The organism is Methanocalculus alkaliphilus (assembly GCF_024170505.1).
Taxonomy (GTDB): Archaea; Halobacteriota; Methanomicrobia; order Methanomicrobiales; family Methanocorpusculaceae; genus Methanocalculus; species Methanocalculus alkaliphilus.
In genome coordinates this window covers 41,863-60,704 of sequence record NZ_JALJYG010000005.1, presented here as the reverse complement: position 1 = coordinate 60,704, position 18,842 = coordinate 41,863, and the positions used below count along the sequence as shown (strand labels likewise).

Below are 18,842 nucleotides of genomic sequence, written 5' to 3'. Positions count from 1 at the left end.
TTAAAATAGTTCTGACTGATGCAGGCGATCAGAAAAAGGAGTCTTATGTTGATGCGACAATATCTGTCACAACATCAAGATATTGTTCTTTCATCTCATAGACACTGGTTGTACCTTCGGCATTCCGACGGATATGCAGTATTCCGAATTTGGATGCGATGATCCCAACCATGGATGCAACGGATTTGATACCGATGCTGAAGTGTTCATTTAACCGTGCATGGATCTCTGCAATGGTGAGTGAACGGACACGAATGAAGAGGTTGAGCAACTCTTTCCGTATCCCGGATCTGTCTCTGGATAGGTACGCTCTGAGGCGCTCTTCGATCTCTTTCCTGATCTCTCCCGGCGAGAGCATACACTGAATACTGCACTACACCTATTTATACTAATCTATTTTCCTCTCGTACAGTGGCAATGGATTCCTGTATTGTGTCTCTTTTGGGACTCTGTGCATTCTCATGATCTATCGGCTCAGGGGGTGCAAGAGTATACCACCGGGTTGCCTTCTCTCCTGCTTGTTATGATAATGCATATTTGCATACACAAATCAGAAAGACTATCACCGGGTATCGAAAAAGGCTATGGGATACACCATGCCGACGATGAAGATCCGTGGTGGCGACCTCGATCTCGTTGAGTACGAGTTCGTCGCCTTCTCACCAGGAGAGGAGATCAGGACATGCGGATTACTCGGGAAAGTGACTGCAGATCCACAGGAGGGTACATTCACTGCAGTTGCACCTGCACGAATCCATCTGAGCGTCTTTGACATGAACCGTTTTGCCCCCGGCCATCCCGGCGGAGGCGGCCTTGGGTTTGCCATCCGGCTGTACTGCCAGGCTGAGGTCTCCTGCACACCGGAAGGCATAGAGGTGGAGCATCCCCGGGCATCCATCATCCGCCACTTCCTTATTGCAATGAGCCGGGCTGTCGGCTATACCGGAGGATTCCATGTGGTGGCGACGGACCATGGCAAGGAGCATGTGGGGCTTGGATCGACAAGCACCCTTCTCACCGCCGTTGGAAATGCCACAAATGCCGCACTTGGCTCTCCACTCTCAAGCGATCAGATCCGGGTGCTTATTGGGAATAATTATGTCGAGGAGACCGAAGGCGGCGATGTCGTCTTTGGATTTGAGACCGGGGTCGGCCCTGCGGTATCAACACACGGCGGCATCGGGGTGATGGGTGATGCACTCTCCCTCGTCTACCAGCATCCATTTGCTGAAGATAAGAACGTCTTCATCGTCATCCCCCCGACCGGAGTATCCAGTGCAGGGGAGCATGAGTTCGATCTCCTGATGACGAGGGCCCGTACCCTTGATTACCGGGATCGTGAACTCAAGGTCTATATGATCATGATGGATCTGATTCCTGCGGTTGAGCGGGGCGACCTCAAAACAATCGGCGACATCATGTGGGAGATAGAGTTCCGCGGATCAAAGCGGGCAGAGGTGGAGCATCACAGCTTTGCGCTCTATGAGTATATGAGCCGCCTCCGGGAAGCAGGTCTTGAGTTTGTTGCGATGAGTTCGGTCGGTCCGGCGATCGCCATTATCACTGAGAAGAGCAGAGGAGATATGGAATCGATCGTCGCCTCCCTCGGCCTTGAGATCGCAGTTGAGGCTGCCGTTGATAACCAGGGTGTCCAGGTGACCCCCCTGGTGTGAGATAAAGCTCTCTCTTTTATATATATTCTATGGAATGCTCCCTCTTTTTTAACCTATCATTCTTTATGTTTTTTTTAAAGGGAAAGACTCATACACTTAAAAATTGTATTTAAGTATATATTTTATGGTACCGATAAAATCAAAATTTTATTGCTATTTGCTAAATCGGACAGTCAATCCTTATGCTTTTGTTTGCGCCGCTCAATGATTCCTGTTACGACGGTATCAAAATCCTTTTCGAGCCATAACTTTCGGTCCCTTGTATAATCTCCACTTCCATGCGAATAGCTCTGAATAAACCGAATTGCATCAGCGGGTCCAAGGTGCTGGACAAGTACCTTAAAACCTGTGATTCTTACCTCATTGAGTGTTTTTGTTTCCATAGGTCACCTCCATGAGCCACTGAACAGGGTTGCCTATTACAATAGAGGATGTTTCCTGGTGATTCTTAATACCTTTGACAAGGGCGTCATCGCTTGTAATGAAGACTGCATCCACACTCTCAGCAGATGCAACATGCAGGGCATCAAAGGTATCGATACCCAACTCATGGATTTCTCGGGCACGATTTATGATATTTGTATCGATACTCACTCGCTCCTGGGAAAAATTTAGGAGGTTCTGAACCGTCTTTGCCCTCTCTTCGTCTGCAAATTGACCAATCTCATACTCGATCACTTCACTGTCAACCAACACCCAGTTGGACATACAACGACCAAGTATTGCAATTACTGCTTCAGTTTCCATCCTGATGCGATGTGACTGCTGGTTATCAAATGGTCGGCATAGACAGCATACATCAAGATAAACCTTCAATCTATCATCCCTCGGCCAGTATTCACCCTCAATCAAAATAAAACCAATGTCTTATTGAAAAACAATCGGCGACATCATGTGGGAGATAGAGTTCCGCGGATCAAAGCGGGCAGAGGTGGAGCATCACAGCTTTGCGCTCTATGAGTATATGAGCCGCCTCCGGGAAGCAGGTCTTGAGTTTGTTGCGATGAGTTCGGTCGGTCCGGCGATCGCCATCATCACTGAGAAGAGCAGAGGAGATGTGGAATCGATCGTCGCCTCCCTCGGCCTTGAGATCGCAGTTGAGGCTGCCGTTGATAACCAGGGTGTCCAGGTGACCCCCCCGGCGTGAGGATTGAACTGAACTGTTTTATCACCCCCTGTCTTTTCTTTCTATTGAATACGCAACTTGCGTACTTCCTCACAGACTTTTTTAAATGTGTAGATACCGGTCCGGGATGGCTTCCAGGATCCCTGATCACACCTCTCCTCCCCTCCATGCTCTGAAAGGGGACAGGGGTTGTTCCAAAGATCCAATGATCAGAGTGACCTGATCATCTGGCCGAATCTTGGAAGGAAGTCCTTCTTTCGTGACATAACTCCCTCAAGCCGGACGGGCTGCGTATCGATTTGCAGGCGCTGGAGTGTCTGGTCATCTGCAGCGACGAAGAGATCGCTCCCATTTTCAAAGACACAGGTGATCAGGACGGCGACGATATCCACATCGAGCTCTTCACGGATCTCGGGGAGGATCGCCTGAATCTCTTCTGCGTGAATGGTCGAGAAATTCTCTGATGGAACCATCACCTGGGTGATGACGACCTCCTTGGAGAAGAGTGTGTACCGCTTTGTATCTTTCTTCAGGAGTTCCCCTATTGAATACTCTGAGAGCTCCATCCCTTCCTGGAAGAGTTTCATGCCAAACTCAACCGGTTCTATCCCTGTTATCCCGGAAAGGTACGTGACCATCTCCTCATCCTTTGTCGTCGTCGTCGACATCTTCAGTCCGAGCGTATCCGAGAGGATGCCGGCGAGGAGAAGTCCTGCAATCTTTTCGGGGATTTGTACTCCGGAATCACGATAGATGGATGCGACGATGGTTGAGGTTGATCCGACAGGTTCCATCACAAAGCGGATCGGCTTGAGTGTGGTCATCGCCCCAAGCCGGTGATGGTCGATGATCTCAAGGATCTCGGCATGCTCGATGCCATCGACCGCCTGACTGTACTCATTATGATCAAGGAGGATAACCGACTTCTGAATCTCCTCCATCAGGGTATTGCGGGATATCATCCCGATGAGTTTATTCTCCTCATCAACAATACAGGCGGTACGGTATCGCGAGTTGCTGACGAGCTGCTTGACGTAATCGAGATTGTCATCTGTATGGACCACCGGGACATCGGTGGCCATCACCTGGGATGCGGGGAGGGAGAGGTTGATCATCTTGGCGACCCCGAATGCATCAAGCTTCGTTGCAAGGAGTGAGACATCCCGTTGTGTCGCAGCCTTGATCACCCGTTCCCCAAGCGGGGCGTCATCTGCGATGATCAGAACGGCAATCCCTGCTGAGATGAGTGCAAGCTGGGATGGTTCATTATCTCCGACGATCGCAATATCATTCTCGGTGAGGCGGGAGAGGGTGACATGGAGCGCATCGATGGAGATATAGACATTCCCTTCGATGATCTCTCTCTTCCTGACGACGATATCAGCATCAAGAATCCGTGCCAGTGTCTCAATAGGAATTGGGGATACGGAGAGGTGCTCAACCCGGGTACGCCTGACATATGCCTTGGAGAGGCCGTGTTCAGAGACGAGCCCGGCGAGGCGCCCCTTGTCATCGATGATCGGGATGTTTCTCAGATCATGTTCATCCATCATCTCGACGACATCGATCGTCGGAACGTCCATCCCGGCATTCAATGTGTAGGTAAATGGAATATCCGCCACCGTCGCCTCGACCGACTCGATGAAGGCTGGTGGCTCGATCCCGAAGTGCGAGAGGACAAATGCCGTCTCCGGGTTCACGTCACCACATCGTGCAGGGATATATCTCCCCATCTCATCCCGGTTGAGATATGCCGCATATCCGATAACACTGCAGATACTATCCGTATCCGGGTTTTTATGCCCGATAACATAGACACTGTTCATAGCAAGCTCACTTCTCTCTCCATACTGAGGGTTGGTAGATCTCTTCTCACTATCCGGTGATAGCCTTTCCCCTGAAGGTGGCCGGAGATGAAGAGGAATCTTTATCCCGCTCCTCCCTGATAGAGGGATGTGATCAGATGAGTGGCGATGAAGCCGAATCCAGAGGCAGGATCGATCATCCACCCTGTATCGGGTTCCAGAATGAGTTTGAGCTGATCCAGGAGATCATCAGTATGTACCGGTCAGGTACAAAACAGAATGTTGCGATCCTCGGGCTCCCATACTCCGGCAGAAGCACACTTCTGGCAGCCCTCAATGGAGAATATAAGGATTCTTCATACCTGGTTGAATATAATTCACGGATCACAAAGAAACGGGAGCTCCTCGAATCCCGGTACTCTCAACCGATCATATTCATTGACGGGTGCCAGTACCTCTTCTCCCGCCGGATCGGTGGCTTTTCGGTCCTCGATGATTTCCTCGAAGAGGTCGCCTCCTCCCCCTCCCTCTTTATCACGACCTGGAATCTCCATGCATGGAACTATATCAGGCGGGTCCGGGAGGTGGAACGTTTCTTTCCAAAGATCATCAGACTCTCTCCTCTCTCTGATACCGAGATGCGGGAGTGTATTTTAAAAGACTATACTGAAGCCGAGCTCCAGTTCATCGGAGATGTGGATATTGAACTGCCGTCCCTGCTCAGATTTACCCCATATCCGGTGAAGCTTCCATGGAAGAGCGAGCCTGTTGAGATACCCCTTCCCAGTGTCAATATCGATCGGATATCGTTGAGACGGCAGAGGAAGGAGATGAACCTCTCAGATGAGGAGCTGGTATTTCAGAAGATAACGAGGATGGCAGGTGGCAACCCTGGCGTTGGAAAGGCTATCTGGAAGAAGAGTTTTGTGTATCCGACTGTCAACCTCAAGGATTACGTACCTATGCGGATGCCAGATCCACTCCTTCGAAATGATGCCTTCATCCTTGGTATCATAGCAATGACCGGAAATATTTCGCGTGAGGAACTGGAGGGGGCGGCAGGCGGGGAATATTCAATCTGCCCGACCCTCTACCGGCTCCTCTCTCTCGGGGTTATTATGAAAAGCAACGGAGGATATCAGGTCTGTCCGGAAGCGCTCCTTCTTGTAAATGAGATGCTTCTGAAACTGCGGATCGTCTGGGAGTCAACTACCCACGACTGAAGTCGTGGGCTTGCCCTTCCATCTTCCTGACCGTTTAGGTTCAGGACGGAGTGCGATAGGCTGGTTGACATCAGCCCTTGATGCAATGTTTTTTGCGGCATTGATATCCGCATTATCCTTATATCCACATTTGATACAGAAGAAGTCAGACTGGGTTTTCCGGTTTTCCCTGCTCGTATATCCACAATGGGAACATTCTTGGGATGTATAGTGGGGATCAACGAGGTAGACCGGGAGACCAGCCATATGTGCTTTATATCGGATGTACATTGCTATCTCATAAAACGCCCATTTACCGATTGCCGCTGCTAATGCCTTATAACCGGGTGTCCGATCACGGATACCTGTCAGATCTTCCAACGCGATACCGGAGTGTGTGCCTTTGGCTTCAGCGACGATCTGTTTGCTGATACAGTGGTTTGTATCATTCTTGAATCGGCGTTCTTTTCCACTGAGTTTTTTGAGATGTTTTTTTGCGTCCCATGTACCAACGGATTGAAGATCCGCTTTAATACGGGTGTATCTCTTTCTGGATTCAGTACATTTCTGCCCGGAGAAGGTTTCACCTGTCGATGTTGTTGCGATATTGGCGATACCGAGATCGACTCCGATGATCTCCTCAGGTTCAATCTGTGGTTCTTCAGGTACGTCTACCACGATCAGGAGATAGAACTGGTTCTTGATGAGGGCGAGATCGGCCTGACCCTTTACCCGTTTGAGATCGAGAGGCTGGTATCTGCCGTATGACATCGATACCATCTCTCTTCCGTCAAGTGTCAGGATAGAACAGGTATCAGGAGTCTTTATCGCCAGGATACGTTGATCATAGATGATTGCTCCATGAGGCCTGAACTCATGGTAGCCGGATCGATCCGCAAGATAACTTTCGGATACTTTGCCAATCGCACGAATTACCATTTGAGATGACAGGGAGAATGTACCGCGAATGTCATAGTACAGGTTCTTTTGAAGTTCGACTTTGTTAAAAACCTTATTTCTCCAGGCGAATTCTGAAATATAGTTACATGCTTCGTTGAAACGCTCCATTGTACGGAGCAGTTTCTGGTGCTGATCCCCGATTGGATGGAGTTTCACCTTCATTGTCAGAAGCATTAAATATACATATCCCACAAATATAATTAAACATACCTATGTCGGCATTCATCCCACGACTGAAGTCTTGGGCTTCCTGCCTGTTAGATCGTGAGTACGATGGTCGAGACACAGTTTGCAGAGATCTATGAGGAGATCATCCCCCTTCTCATCGACGCCGCAGTTATTTTCATTATCGCATATCTGCTTGCCAGAGTGATCAGTTTTGCGTTGATCCGTTCATCGGAGTTCCTGGGCCATGCACGGATCGCCATCCGGATGATCGTTCCGATACTCAACATCCTTATCTACACCGTTGCTATCATGCTCGTGATCCAGCGTGTGGTGACGCTCTCGACCATCGAGCTGGTCGCCTTCTCCGGTCTCTTCGGTGCGGCGATCGGCTTTGGCCTGAAGGATGCCTTTGCAAATGTCATCGGCGGGGTCATCATCGCCTTTGAAAAACCGTTCCGGATAGGGGATCGGATTAAGATGGGGGAGTATTATGGGGAGGTGGTGGAGCTTGGCCTCATCGATACCCGGATCGTCACCCCTGATGACAGTTATGTCACCATCCCGAATTACAAGATCTTCACCCAGAGCGTCGCAAGTGCCAATGCCGGGAAGACTGAGATGCAGGTCGTTGTGGACGTCTACATCGATCATACTGCGGATATCTGCCGTGCAATCGAGATCTTCAGGGACGCCATCGTCACATCCCGGCATGTGTATATCACAGATACCTGCTTTTATACGATCCTTACTGAGAACCAGATATACGCAGTCCGGCTCCGGGCACGGGCATATGTCTGGGATCTTCGTGATGAGTTTGAATGCAAGGCAGAGATATCACGAAGGACAAAAACAGCATTTCAGGAGGCGGGGATCCCCCCGCCACGACTGTATCCGGTGGCTGAGACTCCTTAAAAAAAGGGTTGCCTACTCCTCTGCAAGCATCCGGCAGACGGCATCAGCTGCCGTCTTCGCCGCACCCATTGCGAGGATGACGGTTGCAGCACCTGTGGCAACATCGCCTGCAGCATAGATCTTCGGAACCGTCGTCTTCCCCGACTCATCAACCAGCAGATTCCCTTTCTTCTCACGGACGAGCCCCTCGATCATCCTGATGAGGAGGGGGTTTGGGCTCTGGCCGATCGCCTCGATGACGACATCGGCAGGGATGGTATACTCACTCCCCGGAATCGGTTTTGCCGAAGGCCGCCCGGAGTCATCGAGCTCGCACATATCCATCGAGACGACCTCGACGCCGGTGACCGTTCCCTCTCCAAGAATTCTGGTCGGGTTTGTGCAGCAGAGGAATCGGATCCCCTCCTCCTCTGCATGGTGCACCTCAACAAGACGTGCCGGCATATCCTCCCTCCGCCGCCGGTAAACGAGCGTGACATCGGCACCCATCCTCTTTGCGACGCGGGCGGCGTCCATCGCGACGTTTCCACCACCTATCACGACGACCGACCGCCCCTTCCTCACCGGGGTATCATGGTTAGGGAAGGCGTCGGCATGGAGGAGGTTGACCCGTGTCAGGAATTCATTGGCTGAGTAGACACCGATCAGGTTCTCCCCCGGGATCCCCATGAATGCGGGGAGGCCCGCCCCTGTTGCCAGGATGATGGCGTCATAGCTGAGGAGCTCATCCACAGGCAGGCTTCTACCGACGAGATAATTGGTCCTGATCTCAACACCAAGGCGTTTCACCTCGGCAATCTCGGCCCGGACAACCTCCTTTGGAAGCCGGAACTCCGGGATGCCATAGGTGAGGACGCCGCCTGGTTCATGGAATGCCTCGAAGATGGTCACAGAGAATCCATTTCTGGCAAGTTCTGCTGCGGCGGTGAGGCCGGCGGGACCGGATCCGACGACTGCGATCCTTTCTGGCCGCTTTTCTGCACGCTCCGGAACCTCGATTCCGTTCTCACGCTCCCAGTCTGCAAGGAACCGCTCCAGCGACCCGATGGCAATCGGCCTGTCCTTGATACCAAGGATACACTCCCCCTCGCACTGGACCTCCTGGGGACAGACACGGCCGCAGACGGCGGGAAGCATATTGCTCTCCTTGATGATCCCGATTGCGGAACGGAAATCCCCATCCTCAATACAGCGGATGAACCCGGGGATATCAATCCCGACCGGGCACCCATCGACGCATACAGGTTTTTTACACTGGAGACACCGTGCCGCCTCGGCTATCGCCTCTTCAGCGGTGATCCCGCTATCGACCTCGTCAAAGTCGTGTACCCTGACATCTGCCGGACGATCGGACATCAGTGGTTCCCCCCGCAGCTGCATCCCCCGGCATGATGAGTGGCAGACTCTTTCTCTTCATCAGTATAGAACCGCTGGCGGCTCATCAGGAGATCAAAATCGACCGCATGCGCATCAAATTCGGGCCCGTCGACACACGCAAACCGTGTCTCCCCACCAACGACGACCCGGCAGGAGCCGCACATCCCGGTACCATCGACCATGATCGGGTTTAACGAGACGAATGTTCTGATGCCAAACGGCTTTGTCACCCCTGAGGTGACCTTCATCATGATGGCGGGGCCGATCACCCAGACAGCATCGGGTGGCCTCGTCTCGCAGATCTCTTTGAGTGGACCGGCTGCAAAGCCTTTGATCCCATAGGATCCGTCATCAGTTGTGATGATCAGCTCATCGCAGACTTCACGCATCTCATCCTCAAGGATGAGGAGATCCTTATTCCGTGCGCCGATGATCCCGATGACGGTATTCCCGGCCACCTTCAGGGCTTTTGCGATGATCGGCAGGCAGGCGATACCGACACCACCGCCGACGAGGACGCAGGTTCCATAGCTTTTGACCTCGGTCGGCTCGCCGAGAGGACCGACGACATCAAGGATAGTATCCCCTTCCTTCAGTGCAGCAAGCCTTCGTGTCGTCGTCCCGACGGTCATAAAGATGATCCTGACGAGATCGCCATCCACCCCGGAGATTGTCAGTGGAATCCGCTCTCCCTTTTCATCAATTCGGAGCACAAGGAACTGGCCCGCCTCTGCATGCCTGCTGACATGGGGCGCCGAGATCCATGCCTCATAAACGTTCTCCGCAAGCGCGGATGCTGCTGTTATCCTATACACACTACCATCTCCGAAATACCCAGAAACAAACTCGTATATATTATTCCTATGACTTCTTTACTTTACGCACTTTTACAGCGATACCACGGGTAGATCGTATCATCTCATCTGCGGACATCATCGCTCTCCCTGTCGCACGGACCCCCTCACCTATGACAAGAACCTCATCGCCGTCCCGGATGGCGGGATCAGCAGACTGAACACCCGGGGCCAGGATGTCACCCTGGGGCACGAACCCCTCGATGGTGACCCGGTAACAGTCCGGGAGGAGTGCCCAGCCCTCCATCGTCGGCCGGAGGAGTCCGGTTCCGGGATCGAAGGAGAAGAGCTGCTGGCGGCCTGCAAAGACCTTCCTTTCAGGGAAGCGTCCTTTGATGATCATCTTCCTGGTATCCGGCCGTACCCCGAACTGCCAGGCAAGCGTTCCACCGACGATATCCAGTCCTCTCTTCCTCTCTCCGGCGAGTGCGTCCCGTAGTGCTCCGGTGGACTCCCATGAGGTGGGACGGCCGTCTGTACAGGTCTCTTCAAGGGGAATGCCAGCAGAAGCCGCAGCCGTTCTGGCAACCTCAAGCGCCCCCCCTTCCAGGTGTGCGATGACCCGCCTGTATGGGTGGGTTCTGAGGTACTCAGTCAGGTATCCGGCAAGGATCGCCTGCTCCTCATGATCCCAGTGGCCGGTCACCGGAACATCGTAATGGGCGGCCGGGTAGATCAGCTCAAGCTCCCGTGGGACAACCCCGAGTGGGGAAGTGATGATCACCTCATGGGCCCTTCCGGCTATCGCATCCTGGAACTTCCGGTGGCTCTGGGAGAGTGAATACGGCTTCTTTGCTGAACAGGGGAGAAGGACACAGACATCCCAGGTGTTCTGGGTGAACCGCCGGATGACCCGATCCTCAAATCTCCCAATCTCGGCCCGGTACATCGATTCCTGGGTGTGTGCCCGGAATGATGTTGTTCGGGCGATGGGAGCTGCCCTCTCCATCAGATCCCCCTTTCTGTCGAGATGGCGGAGTATTGCTACAAGCGATGCATCAGAACGGCAGCGCGCCTCGATCAGTTCCCTCAGCTCCCCCCTCTGGAGGAGAGCGGTTGCGAACCGGATCTCATTTTGGAGTGCCTGCCGGTTATGCTCCCTGAGATCCCCGGTCCGGCACCCGGAGCAGCTGCAGATCCCCTCATCAAGCCATGAGCCGGGATAGATGCCTTCCGTGGTGCAGAAGAGCCCTTCTGCGGATTTTAGATCGACGGCGATGGTATCGAAGAGATCGAGACCGGTTGCTATCAGCATCGCGACATGTGAAGGGAGTGCGGATGCCGGTGCATACCGTGCGGCATCCGGTGGGAGTGCACTGAGGAACGTCTCCACCCAGTCAGCATAGGCACGTGGATCGGCTAGGGCGGTATGCCATCCCGAAATGATCGCCGCGTCTCCTGATGATATGGTTTCCGGTGAGATGGGGTGTGCCGGGATCGGCTGATCAAAAACCTCACCGGCATATCTCCGGACAAACTCTGCATCTGCCTGGAGCGGGATATTCGAGAGAGGACGGGACGCCAGATCCGGGAAGCATTCTATCGGGTCAATGATGGCGGGTGTTGGGATCTGTTGATCATTGATGGTGAAGATTCCCTGCCTGGCAAGCCCGTCCCGCCTCCGAACCTCAAACTGGGTCATGCTATCACCACGGCATCAGGGAACCGCTCTTCGATATGCTGGATAAGGTCAGGAGAAGCTGAGAAGGTGACCTCTGTCTCGGGATTGGCGGCAAGGAGTATATCGACACCCTTCCATGCCGATTCGAGCATCGCATCATCCCAGGCAGGAACCTCGGTCTGACCTATCGGGAAGGTCTCGGAGAGTTCCCGTGGTACTGCACCAAAGGGTGGGCGGAGTTCAAGAACCTCCTCAAAGTCCTGCGGCTCAGGCCCGCCGCAGAGGATGAGTACGCGGGATGAGAGGCCAATCGCGGGAATCATCCTCTGAAACCGGATCACCTCGGTCCGCTGGCAGGATTCGTCTCCCCGGTAGAAGAACCTCCGTTTGGTTGCACGATCTGATCGTTCGAGGAGATCTCCGGCTTTGAGGAGCTCACGGTACCCGTCAAGGAGCCTCGGGTGTGATCGGCACCGCTCATCCACAAGCTCCCAGAGGGTTCCTTCCTGGATGGAGAGGCGGACACGGGAGATCTCGGCCTGCGTCACCGCAAGATTATGGGTCGCAAGGAGCCGCTCCTTCTGATCTGATGCACGGAGTTCATCTGCGGTATGTGAGCGGCAGATGGCACAGGCACAGGGGAGTTCGGCCATCTCGGCGAGTTTGAGGGTCCCGGACGGGGTGATGTAGCGCCCCTCCCGCGCATAGAGGGCATAGGCCGCCGAATCGAAGATATCACAGCCCATCGCTGCCGCAAGGGCGAACATCGAGGGATGGCCTGCACCAAAGAGGTGGACGCATGCCCCCGGGGAGAGCCCCTTCTTCGCGGCGAGGACCGAATGCACAAGCTCACGGTACCGGTAGCCTTCAAGGAGCGGGACGACCGCGCCGACCGGGCAGAATGAGAAGCCGAGATCGCTCACCTCCCGCCCGGCCTTCTCTCTCAGATCTGGGTGGATGCCCCCCTGGACCGGCCCGGCGATGGGTGCATCATCACCAAAGATCTCCCGTGCCTCCCGGAGCCGCTCCATGGTGATCCCAAGCTCCGATTCGACGGTCTCACGGGGTGCGTCCGGGTGGGTCGGAATGTCGAGCGGTACCCAGATGTCGCTTCCGATATCCCGCTGAAATGCCAGTGTCATCTCATTGGTCGTATCAACCGATCCATAGACCGAGAGCTGAAACGATCCGGAATCGGTCATGATCAGTCCGTTAAAGCCGAGGAGGTCATGGAGACCGCGGGATAATGCCTCTTCCCGGAAATCCGCACTCTTTGAGAAGATATAGGCGTTTGTGATCAGGCCCTCGACCCCCATCGCCGCCATCTCCCCGGGAGGAACAATCTGGATATGCGGGTTGACGACCGGGAGGAGTGCCGGGGTTCGTATTCGTTTATCACCGACGGTGAGTCGTCCGACTCGTCCGGCGATGTCCTTATGCATCACTTCAAACTGGATTGACATGGTTATTCAGAGAAGATCTGGCCCTCGAATCTGAGGGCGGTTATCTGGTCATCCCGCCAGCATCCCGGCGGAAGACCTGCTTTCATACAGGTCTGATCGAGGAACTCGGCACCCGACCATCCATATTCTGCTGCCACCTGGGGGAGGAGGAGTCCGGATCGGCCCCTTCCCTGGATGATCAGGCCATGGCGGCCGATGATCACCTGGTCTGCCCTTGCTTCGGGAGTGCCGGGGATCTCTTCAGGGAGAGAGAGGACGGTCAGCTCGATTCGTATCAGGGGAAGCTCCTGGCTACGAAGTGGTGGAAACCTCGGATCCCTGAAGGCGGCGGATCGCGCTGCTTCGATGATGGCTTCGCCAAGTGGCATCACCGGCATCGGGAGGCCGATACATCCCCGAAGCTCCTTGTTCTGTGTGAGGGTGACAAAGACTCCCCTCTTCTCGTCAAAGATCGGCGGAAGAGGCGGGGGCTGATACTCATCCCGGTCGAGGGCCGCCGTAATGGCTGCACGGGCGAGGGCAATCCCGGCCCTGCCGTCCCCCTCATGAAGAAGCTGCATATATAATCATCATCGCAGGAGCAGAAGATGGTATCTCCGGGTGAACGAGGATTAATGAAGAGATAAAGCATATACTATATACTGTACCTGGGGCTTTGGCACCATGGTCCAGCGGTGAGAGGGAGAGTGCGGCTGACGGTGACCAGTTCTGGTCGCTGAGGAAAGTCCCCCCACTTTTCAGGCGCGCAGCCCCGTGCAAGCGGGGATGGCGAGAGTCATGGCAATGACACAGAAACGACACGTCCTGCCGCCAGCGATGAAACGACCGAGCCCCACCATCCCTGATGGTGGTGCGATACCTAACTCGTTGAGCGTAACGGCAGGGACCGATGGAACGGTGAATCCCTGCGGGTGCAAGCCAAACAGGGCAGAAGGGACGCCTGGATCCCGCCCGGGTACGGCGCTTAGCTGAATGCCGCAACGAACAGAAGGGGGCTTACTCCTCCCACTCACCATCTGTCTGTGGACGACGAGCTTTTTCTTATATAACTCATAGTAATACTATGCATCTTCCATCACCCGAGGAGCTGAGATCTGCCCGAAGGAGGATTGGGCTGAAGCAGGCTGACCTTGCACGCAGGGCCGGGATCAGTCAGTCGATGATCGCACGGATCGAGCGGGGATCCGTCGATCCCCGTGTCAGCACCCTCCGGCGGATCGTTGATGTCCTCACTGCTGCAGAAATCCCGGCGGTGACTGCCGGAAGTGTGATGCACTCCCCGGTCGTCAGTGTCTCACCGGATGACTCGATCCTCTCGGCAGTTGAGAAGATGGAGCAGATGGCATTCTCCCAGCTGCCTGTCCTAAAAGATGGTGTTCCCGTCGGCTGCATCTCTGAGACGGCCATCCTGACTGCCATTGGTGAGCAGCGCCATCCCCGCGGGCATCATGAGAAGGTCAGGGATTTTATGGAGGCGAGCTTCCCGACCGTCCCCCCTGAGATCGAGATTGAGACGGTCGTCTCCATCCTCGAACAGCACCATGCCGTCCTGGTGATGGCAGAAGGCCGGGTCGAGGGGGTCATCACAAAGCATGACCTCATCTCCCTCATTACCCGGTAGGTTCAGCACTTTGAGACGAGATCCCTGAGAACTGCCTCGGGATCTTCTGCCCTGACAACACCGGAAGCCAGGAGCACGCCTGCACAGCCGAGATCCAGGGCAATCCTTACACACTCGCCCGAGTGTATCCCGGCACCTGCCAGAACCTTCACGGACGGGTTCTGTTCTCTTGCAGCCCTGACAGACCCCTCAATGATCCCGGGGTCCGCTGTTGCTACCGAGATGCCTGATCCGATCAGTTCAGGCGGCTCGATTGCGACATACGACGGTCCGAGGGCCGCCGCGCCGCCCGTCGCCCGGATATTGTTGGTGCAGATGACGGTCTGCAGCTTTGCAGCCTCGGCAGCGGCAAGTCCTGCCTCGATCTCAGCGAGGGTGAGGCGCCGTTCGGAATGGTTGATGAGGGTGCCCGAGGCACCTGCCATCGTCAGCATAAACGCAGGAATTCTCCCGGTGTGGGCGCCGGCATCGACACCGTCGATATGCTGGGCAAATACCGGTATTGTATAATGTTTTGCCATCCGGCGAAGTTCGGTGAATGAAGGCGCGATCCCGATCTCAACACCGGTATCCTCCATCACCGCCTGTGAAGCCCGTGCTATCCGATCTGCGGAGTGGTCGGTCCCCTCCCGGTACGTCTTGAAATTGATGAGGATGAAGGGAACGGTCATCTCACTTCCTCTTCACCTTGATGACATCCCCAAGCGTGGTTCTGGTCTTGTCAGTACCTGCTCCCTCTCCGGCGATGGTATCGGAATCGATCAGGCTTATCCCAAGGGCTGCCTCTATCTTCTTTCTGACGGCATCTTCGGGTATGAGATCCCCGTTCTCGATCTTTCTGATCAGGTGCTCCTTTTCCTTAATCTCAAGGGCGAGATCCTTCTGGGAGATGCCCTGTTCAAGGCGGGCCTCGCGGATCCGGTCTGCGTAGTCCTCTGCAATGTCCCCCTCGATGAAGTCAAAGACATCGCGCCTTCGCCTGGGAGGTGCGCTCGGAGATCCACCGGGCGGCGCCCTCCCGGGGGTTCCCCTCGGCCCTGTCTGGACCTGCACCTCCGTTCCGAGCCGGGCACACCGGTCACATACCTTCATCGGCGTCGATCCCTCAATCCGTACAGTCTTCGATCGTCCTTTGATTATCTGCCCGCAGGCTTCACATTGTTCGGTTTTCATGAAAATACCCCAAAGAACTTTATACCTTTTTTCTCTATATATCTATTTGAAGGATTATGGCTACAAAATCTCGCATACCTGAGGATACACACCACTCCGAAGATACATATCGGGTGGTGATTGAGCGCCTTTCCGAGCTTGAGGCGCGAAATCAGGAGTTGCGGGAGGAACTCCGCCAGTCGAAGACGGATCGCCAGTACCTTGAGACCCAGAAGGTCAGGTACGAACGGGAAGTCAGAAAACTCCGCTCCGAGATCGAGCAGATGAGGAGCCCGCCCCTCATCGTCGGGACGATCATCGATGTCGTCGATTCCAACCGTGCGGTCGTCAGGAGCAGTGCCGGACCGAAATTCCTTGTCCGGACATCACAGTTCATTAATATCGATGATCTGAAGCCAGGCGTCAGATGCACGATGAATCAGCAGACCCTGGCCATCGTGGAGGTGCTCCCCTCCGCCTTTGACTCCCAGATCTACGGGATGGAGGTGGAGACCCGCCCGACCGAGACCTATGTCGATGTCGGTGGCCTGAAAGAGCAGACCATTGAGGTCCGCGAGGCGGTCGAACTGCCCCTGAAGAAGCCGCATCTCTTTGAACAGATCGGGATCCTCCCCCCGAAAGGTATTCTTCTCCATGGCCCGCCTGGTACTGGAAAGACCCTCCTTGCACGGGCTGTCGCCCATGAGACCGAGGCGACCTTCCTCCGTGTGGTCGGCTCCGAACTTGTGCAGAAGTATATCGGTGAAGGGGCGCGGCTCGTCCGTGAGCTCTTTGAGAGTGCGAAGAAGAATGCCCCCTCCATCATCTTCATCGACGAGATTGATGCAATCGGGGCATCCAGGGGGCAGGAGACCTCATCCGGTGATCGTGAGGTTCACCGCACCCTGATGCAGCTCCTTGCCGAGATGGACGGGTTTGACAACCGGGGTGATGTAAAGATCATCGGGGCGACGAACCGGATCGATATCCTTGATCCGGCCCTCCTCCGCCCCGGCAGGTTTGACCGGATCATCGAGATTCCACTCCCTGATATCGAAGGACGGCTTGCCATCCTCAGGATCCATACAAAGAAGATAACCCTTGGAGATGATGTTGATCTCGTTACACTTGCACGCATCACCGAGGGGAAGAACGGGGCTGATCTCTCTGCAATCTGTATGGAGGCGGGAATGTTTGCGATTCGTGAAGAGAGGTCCGCCGTCATCATGTCGGACTTTGAGAGGGCGATCAGAAAGATCTCTGCGGACTTTGATAGAAATAAGGTCTCACAGATGACATCCATCCAAACGATGTTTGCCTGATCCCGCTCCCTTTTTTCCTTCATCCTCTGAACAGAGGACGGTCAGATCATAGCTTGCTGTCTCATCTGAGATGGTGCAAAGATACCTGTGTTCCCATTCCAAACCCGGATAGCCGAGCTGGCGGTCATAGATCTCGCGGGCAAGCTTCTGTGAGAGGATGACGCCATCCCCGGTCTGGAAGAGGAGATCTGATGTATATCTCCGGATATACCACCGGAGCTCGGATGCAAGGGAGAGGCCGGATCCAAGTGTCGCAACGGCAACCTCGACGACCCCGCCCGCCCGCCTCTGCGGGGGATAGAACCGAAGGATCATCCGGCTCGTCTCGGACTCCAAAAAAGTGCGATACAGGTCTATGCCGGGTTTGGGGATAAAAATGACCAGCATGACCGTCGTCGTTCAGAGATACATGCGGACATCCTGTTCGGGCATCTCATGCCTGACCTTCCGGATGGCTGCATCAAAGTGCTCTTCTTCGATTGAGGTTGCACTCTCCCGGACCGCGATCATCCCTGCCTCGCGGCAGATGGCCTCGAGTTCGGCCCCGGTTGCCCCTTCGGTGCGGGAGACGATCGACGCAAGGGTGATATCCCCGAGGGAGAGGTTCCGTGTGTGGATCCTGAGGATCTCTGTTCGTGATGCGGCATCAGGGAAGGGGATCTCGATGATCCGGTCGAACCGTCCCGGTCGGAGGAGTGCAGGATCGAGCATATCAGGCCGGTTGGTTGCGGCCATGATCCTGATGTCGCCCCTGTTGTCAAACCCGTCCATCTCGGCGAGGAGCTGCATCAGGGTACGCTGCACCTCGGCAGATCCCGATGTACCGTCATGGGTCCGGGTGCTCCCGACTGCATCGATCTCGTCGATGAAGACGATGGATGGCGCCCTCTCGCGGGCAAGTTCGAAGAGTTCCCGGACGAGCTGTGCCCCTTCACCGATGAATTTGTGGACAAGCTCGCTCCCGGACATCCGGATGAAGGTAGCGCTTGCATTATGTGCCACTGCCTTTGCGATCAGGGTCTTCCCTGTGCCTGGTGGTCCATACAGCAGGATACCTTTTGGTGGCTCAACACCAAGTCGTGCATAGACCTCCGGCCGGGTGATCGGATACTCGACAGCCTCCCTCACCTCTTCGATCTCCTCTTTGAGGCCTCCCACCTGCTCAAATGTCGCAGATGGAGAGGTTTCCAGTTCCATCACACGAACACGGGCGTCATAGGTCGTCCCGATGACCTTGATGATTGAGAGCGCGTTATTGACGGCGACCTTGGTTCCGGCTTTGAGGAGCGGGTAGAGATCATCAGATACCTGAGTGATATACTCCTGATTGTTCCCCTGCTGGCGCAGATACACCTCACCGTCAGGCAGCTTCTCGATGACCACCGCAACGAAGAGGGGGAGCCGTTTGAGCTGGTTGTTCTCCCGCTTCAGCTGGGCATTCTCCTCCCGGAGTTTTACCACATCTCTCTGCTGGGTCTCAACCTTCTCCCGGAGCTCGATGAGTGATTCATACAGTTCTTTCAGCTGTTGTGACTGGAGCGTTGAGTCTTTTCCAACATTCTCGATGAGCGTTTCGTCCATGTCTA

The 18,842-nt window shown here is 54.7% G+C and carries 20 protein-coding genes and 1 other RNA gene; 7 read left to right on the top strand and 14 right to left on the bottom strand.

Features of this window, described 5'->3' with window-relative positions; genetic code table 11:
- Positions 1-43: 43 nt before the first annotated feature.
- Positions 44-358, bottom strand: coding sequence for a DUF2551 domain-containing protein (locus J2T58_RS05135; protein ID WP_253487957.1), 315 nt, complete (start codon positions 356-358; stop codon positions 44-46).
- A gap of 238 nt (positions 359-596) precedes the next feature.
- Between J2T58_RS05135 and J2T58_RS05130 the strand changes: the two genes are divergently transcribed.
- On the top strand, positions 597-1,673 hold the full coding sequence (locus J2T58_RS05130; RefSeq protein ID WP_253488099.1) for a GHMP family kinase ATP-binding protein: 1,077 nt from the start codon (positions 597-599) through the stop codon (positions 1,671-1,673).
- A 173-nt stretch (positions 1,674-1,846) separates the two neighbouring features.
- On the opposite strand, the gene J2T58_RS05125 is transcribed toward J2T58_RS05130, so the two are convergent.
- Entirely contained in the window at positions 1,847-2,056 is a 210-nt protein-coding gene (locus J2T58_RS05125; protein WP_253487955.1) for a hypothetical protein, read from the bottom strand.
- Positions 2,034-2,420, bottom strand: a complete 387-nt coding sequence (locus J2T58_RS05120; RefSeq protein ID WP_253487953.1) for a type II toxin-antitoxin system VapC family toxin — start codon at positions 2,418-2,420, stop codon at positions 2,034-2,036. Before J2T58_RS05120 ends, J2T58_RS05125 begins: the two co-directional genes overlap by 23 nt.
- Positions 2,421-2,565: 145 nt before the next feature.
- On the opposite strand from J2T58_RS05120, the gene J2T58_RS05115 reads away from it, so the two are divergent.
- Positions 2,566-2,820, top strand: a complete 255-nt coding sequence (locus J2T58_RS05115) for a hypothetical protein (protein ID WP_366518446.1) — start codon at positions 2,566-2,568, stop codon at positions 2,818-2,820.
- Positions 2,821-3,008: 188 nt separating this feature from the next.
- On the opposite strand, the gene J2T58_RS05110 is transcribed toward J2T58_RS05115, so the two are convergent.
- Entirely contained in the window at positions 3,009-4,625 is a 1,617-nt protein-coding gene (locus tag J2T58_RS05110; protein ID WP_253487951.1) for a putative manganese-dependent inorganic diphosphatase, read from the bottom strand.
- A 137-nt stretch (positions 4,626-4,762) separates the two neighbouring features.
- Between J2T58_RS05110 and J2T58_RS05105 the strand changes: the two genes are divergently transcribed.
- A complete protein-coding gene (locus J2T58_RS05105) occupies positions 4,763-5,827 on the top strand; it encodes a hypothetical protein (protein WP_253487949.1) in 1,065 nt (354 codons plus the stop codon).
- Here J2T58_RS05105 and J2T58_RS05100 read toward each other — a convergent pair.
- Complete coding sequence (locus tag J2T58_RS05100; protein WP_253487947.1) at positions 5,810-6,940, bottom strand: RNA-guided endonuclease InsQ/TnpB family protein; 1,131 nt, start codon at positions 6,938-6,940, stop codon at positions 5,810-5,812. The genes J2T58_RS05105 and J2T58_RS05100 overlap by 18 nt on opposite strands.
- Before the next feature lie 99 nt (positions 6,941-7,039).
- On the opposite strand from J2T58_RS05100, the gene J2T58_RS05095 reads away from it, so the two are divergent.
- Positions 7,040-7,846, top strand: a complete 807-nt coding sequence (locus J2T58_RS05095; protein ID WP_253487945.1) for a mechanosensitive ion channel family protein — start codon at positions 7,040-7,042, stop codon at positions 7,844-7,846.
- A gap of 12 nt (positions 7,847-7,858) precedes the next feature.
- Here J2T58_RS05095 and gltA read toward each other — a convergent pair whose 3' ends face one another.
- From gltA to J2T58_RS05070, 5 genes are read right to left on the bottom strand one after another with little or no spacing between them, the layout of a single operon-like run.
- On the bottom strand, positions 7,859-9,202 hold the full coding sequence (gene gltA, locus J2T58_RS05090; protein ID WP_253487943.1) for an NADPH-dependent glutamate synthase: 1,344 nt from the start codon (positions 9,200-9,202) through the stop codon (positions 7,859-7,861).
- Entirely contained in the window at positions 9,202-10,038 is an 837-nt protein-coding gene (locus J2T58_RS05085; protein WP_253487941.1) for a sulfide/dihydroorotate dehydrogenase-like FAD/NAD-binding protein, read from the bottom strand. The genes gltA and J2T58_RS05085 overlap by 1 nt, the downstream gene beginning before the upstream one ends.
- A 46-nt stretch (positions 10,039-10,084) precedes the next feature.
- The gene (arcS, locus tag J2T58_RS05080) at positions 10,085-11,719 is read right to left on the bottom strand and encodes an archaeosine synthase subunit alpha (protein WP_253487939.1); all 1,635 of its coding nucleotides are present in this window, start codon (positions 11,717-11,719) and stop codon (positions 10,085-10,087) included.
- The gene (gene tgtA, locus J2T58_RS05075) at positions 11,716-13,161 is read right to left on the bottom strand and encodes a tRNA guanosine(15) transglycosylase TgtA (protein WP_253487936.1); all 1,446 of its coding nucleotides are present in this window, start codon (positions 13,159-13,161) and stop codon (positions 11,716-11,718) included. Before tgtA ends, arcS begins: the two co-directional genes overlap by 4 nt.
- 2 nt (positions 13,162-13,163) lie before the next feature.
- Positions 13,164-13,721, bottom strand: coding sequence for a TIGR00296 family protein (locus J2T58_RS05070; protein ID WP_253487934.1), 558 nt, complete (start codon positions 13,719-13,721; stop codon positions 13,164-13,166).
- Between the two features lie 116 nt (positions 13,722-13,837).
- Between J2T58_RS05070 and rnpB the strand changes: the two genes are divergently transcribed.
- Positions 13,838-14,172, top strand: an RNA gene (gene rnpB, locus J2T58_RS05065) — RNase P RNA component.
- A gap of 52 nt (positions 14,173-14,224) precedes the next feature.
- On the top strand, positions 14,225-14,782 hold the full coding sequence (locus J2T58_RS05060; RefSeq protein WP_253487932.1) for an XRE family transcriptional regulator: 558 nt from the start codon (positions 14,225-14,227) through the stop codon (positions 14,780-14,782).
- Between the two features lie 2 nt (positions 14,783-14,784).
- On the opposite strand, the gene tpiA is transcribed toward J2T58_RS05060, so the two are convergent.
- Together tpiA and J2T58_RS05050 are read right to left on the bottom strand one after the other, a co-directional pair.
- Complete coding sequence (gene tpiA, locus J2T58_RS05055; RefSeq protein WP_253487930.1) at positions 14,785-15,453, bottom strand: triose-phosphate isomerase; 669 nt, start codon at positions 15,451-15,453, stop codon at positions 14,785-14,787.
- Position 15,454: 1 nt separating this feature from the next.
- On the bottom strand, positions 15,455-15,955 hold the full coding sequence (locus tag J2T58_RS05050; protein ID WP_253487928.1) for a multiprotein bridging factor aMBF1: 501 nt from the start codon (positions 15,953-15,955) through the stop codon (positions 15,455-15,457).
- 56 nt (positions 15,956-16,011) lie between these two features.
- Between J2T58_RS05050 and J2T58_RS05045 the strand changes: the two genes are divergently transcribed.
- On the top strand, positions 16,012-17,256 hold the full coding sequence (locus J2T58_RS05045) for a proteasome-activating nucleotidase (RefSeq protein WP_253487927.1): 1,245 nt from the start codon (positions 16,012-16,014) through the stop codon (positions 17,254-17,256).
- Here J2T58_RS05045 and J2T58_RS05040 read toward each other — a convergent pair.
- Together J2T58_RS05040 and J2T58_RS05035 are read right to left on the bottom strand one after the other, a co-directional pair.
- Positions 17,221-17,643, bottom strand: a complete 423-nt coding sequence (locus J2T58_RS05040; protein ID WP_253487926.1) for a DUF5804 family protein — start codon at positions 17,641-17,643, stop codon at positions 17,221-17,223. The genes J2T58_RS05045 and J2T58_RS05040 overlap by 36 nt on opposite strands.
- Before the next feature lie 12 nt (positions 17,644-17,655).
- On the bottom strand, positions 17,656-18,837 hold the full coding sequence (locus J2T58_RS05035; protein ID WP_253487925.1) for a proteasome-activating nucleotidase: 1,182 nt from the start codon (positions 18,835-18,837) through the stop codon (positions 17,656-17,658).
- Between the last annotated feature and the right edge of the window lie 5 nt (positions 18,838-18,842).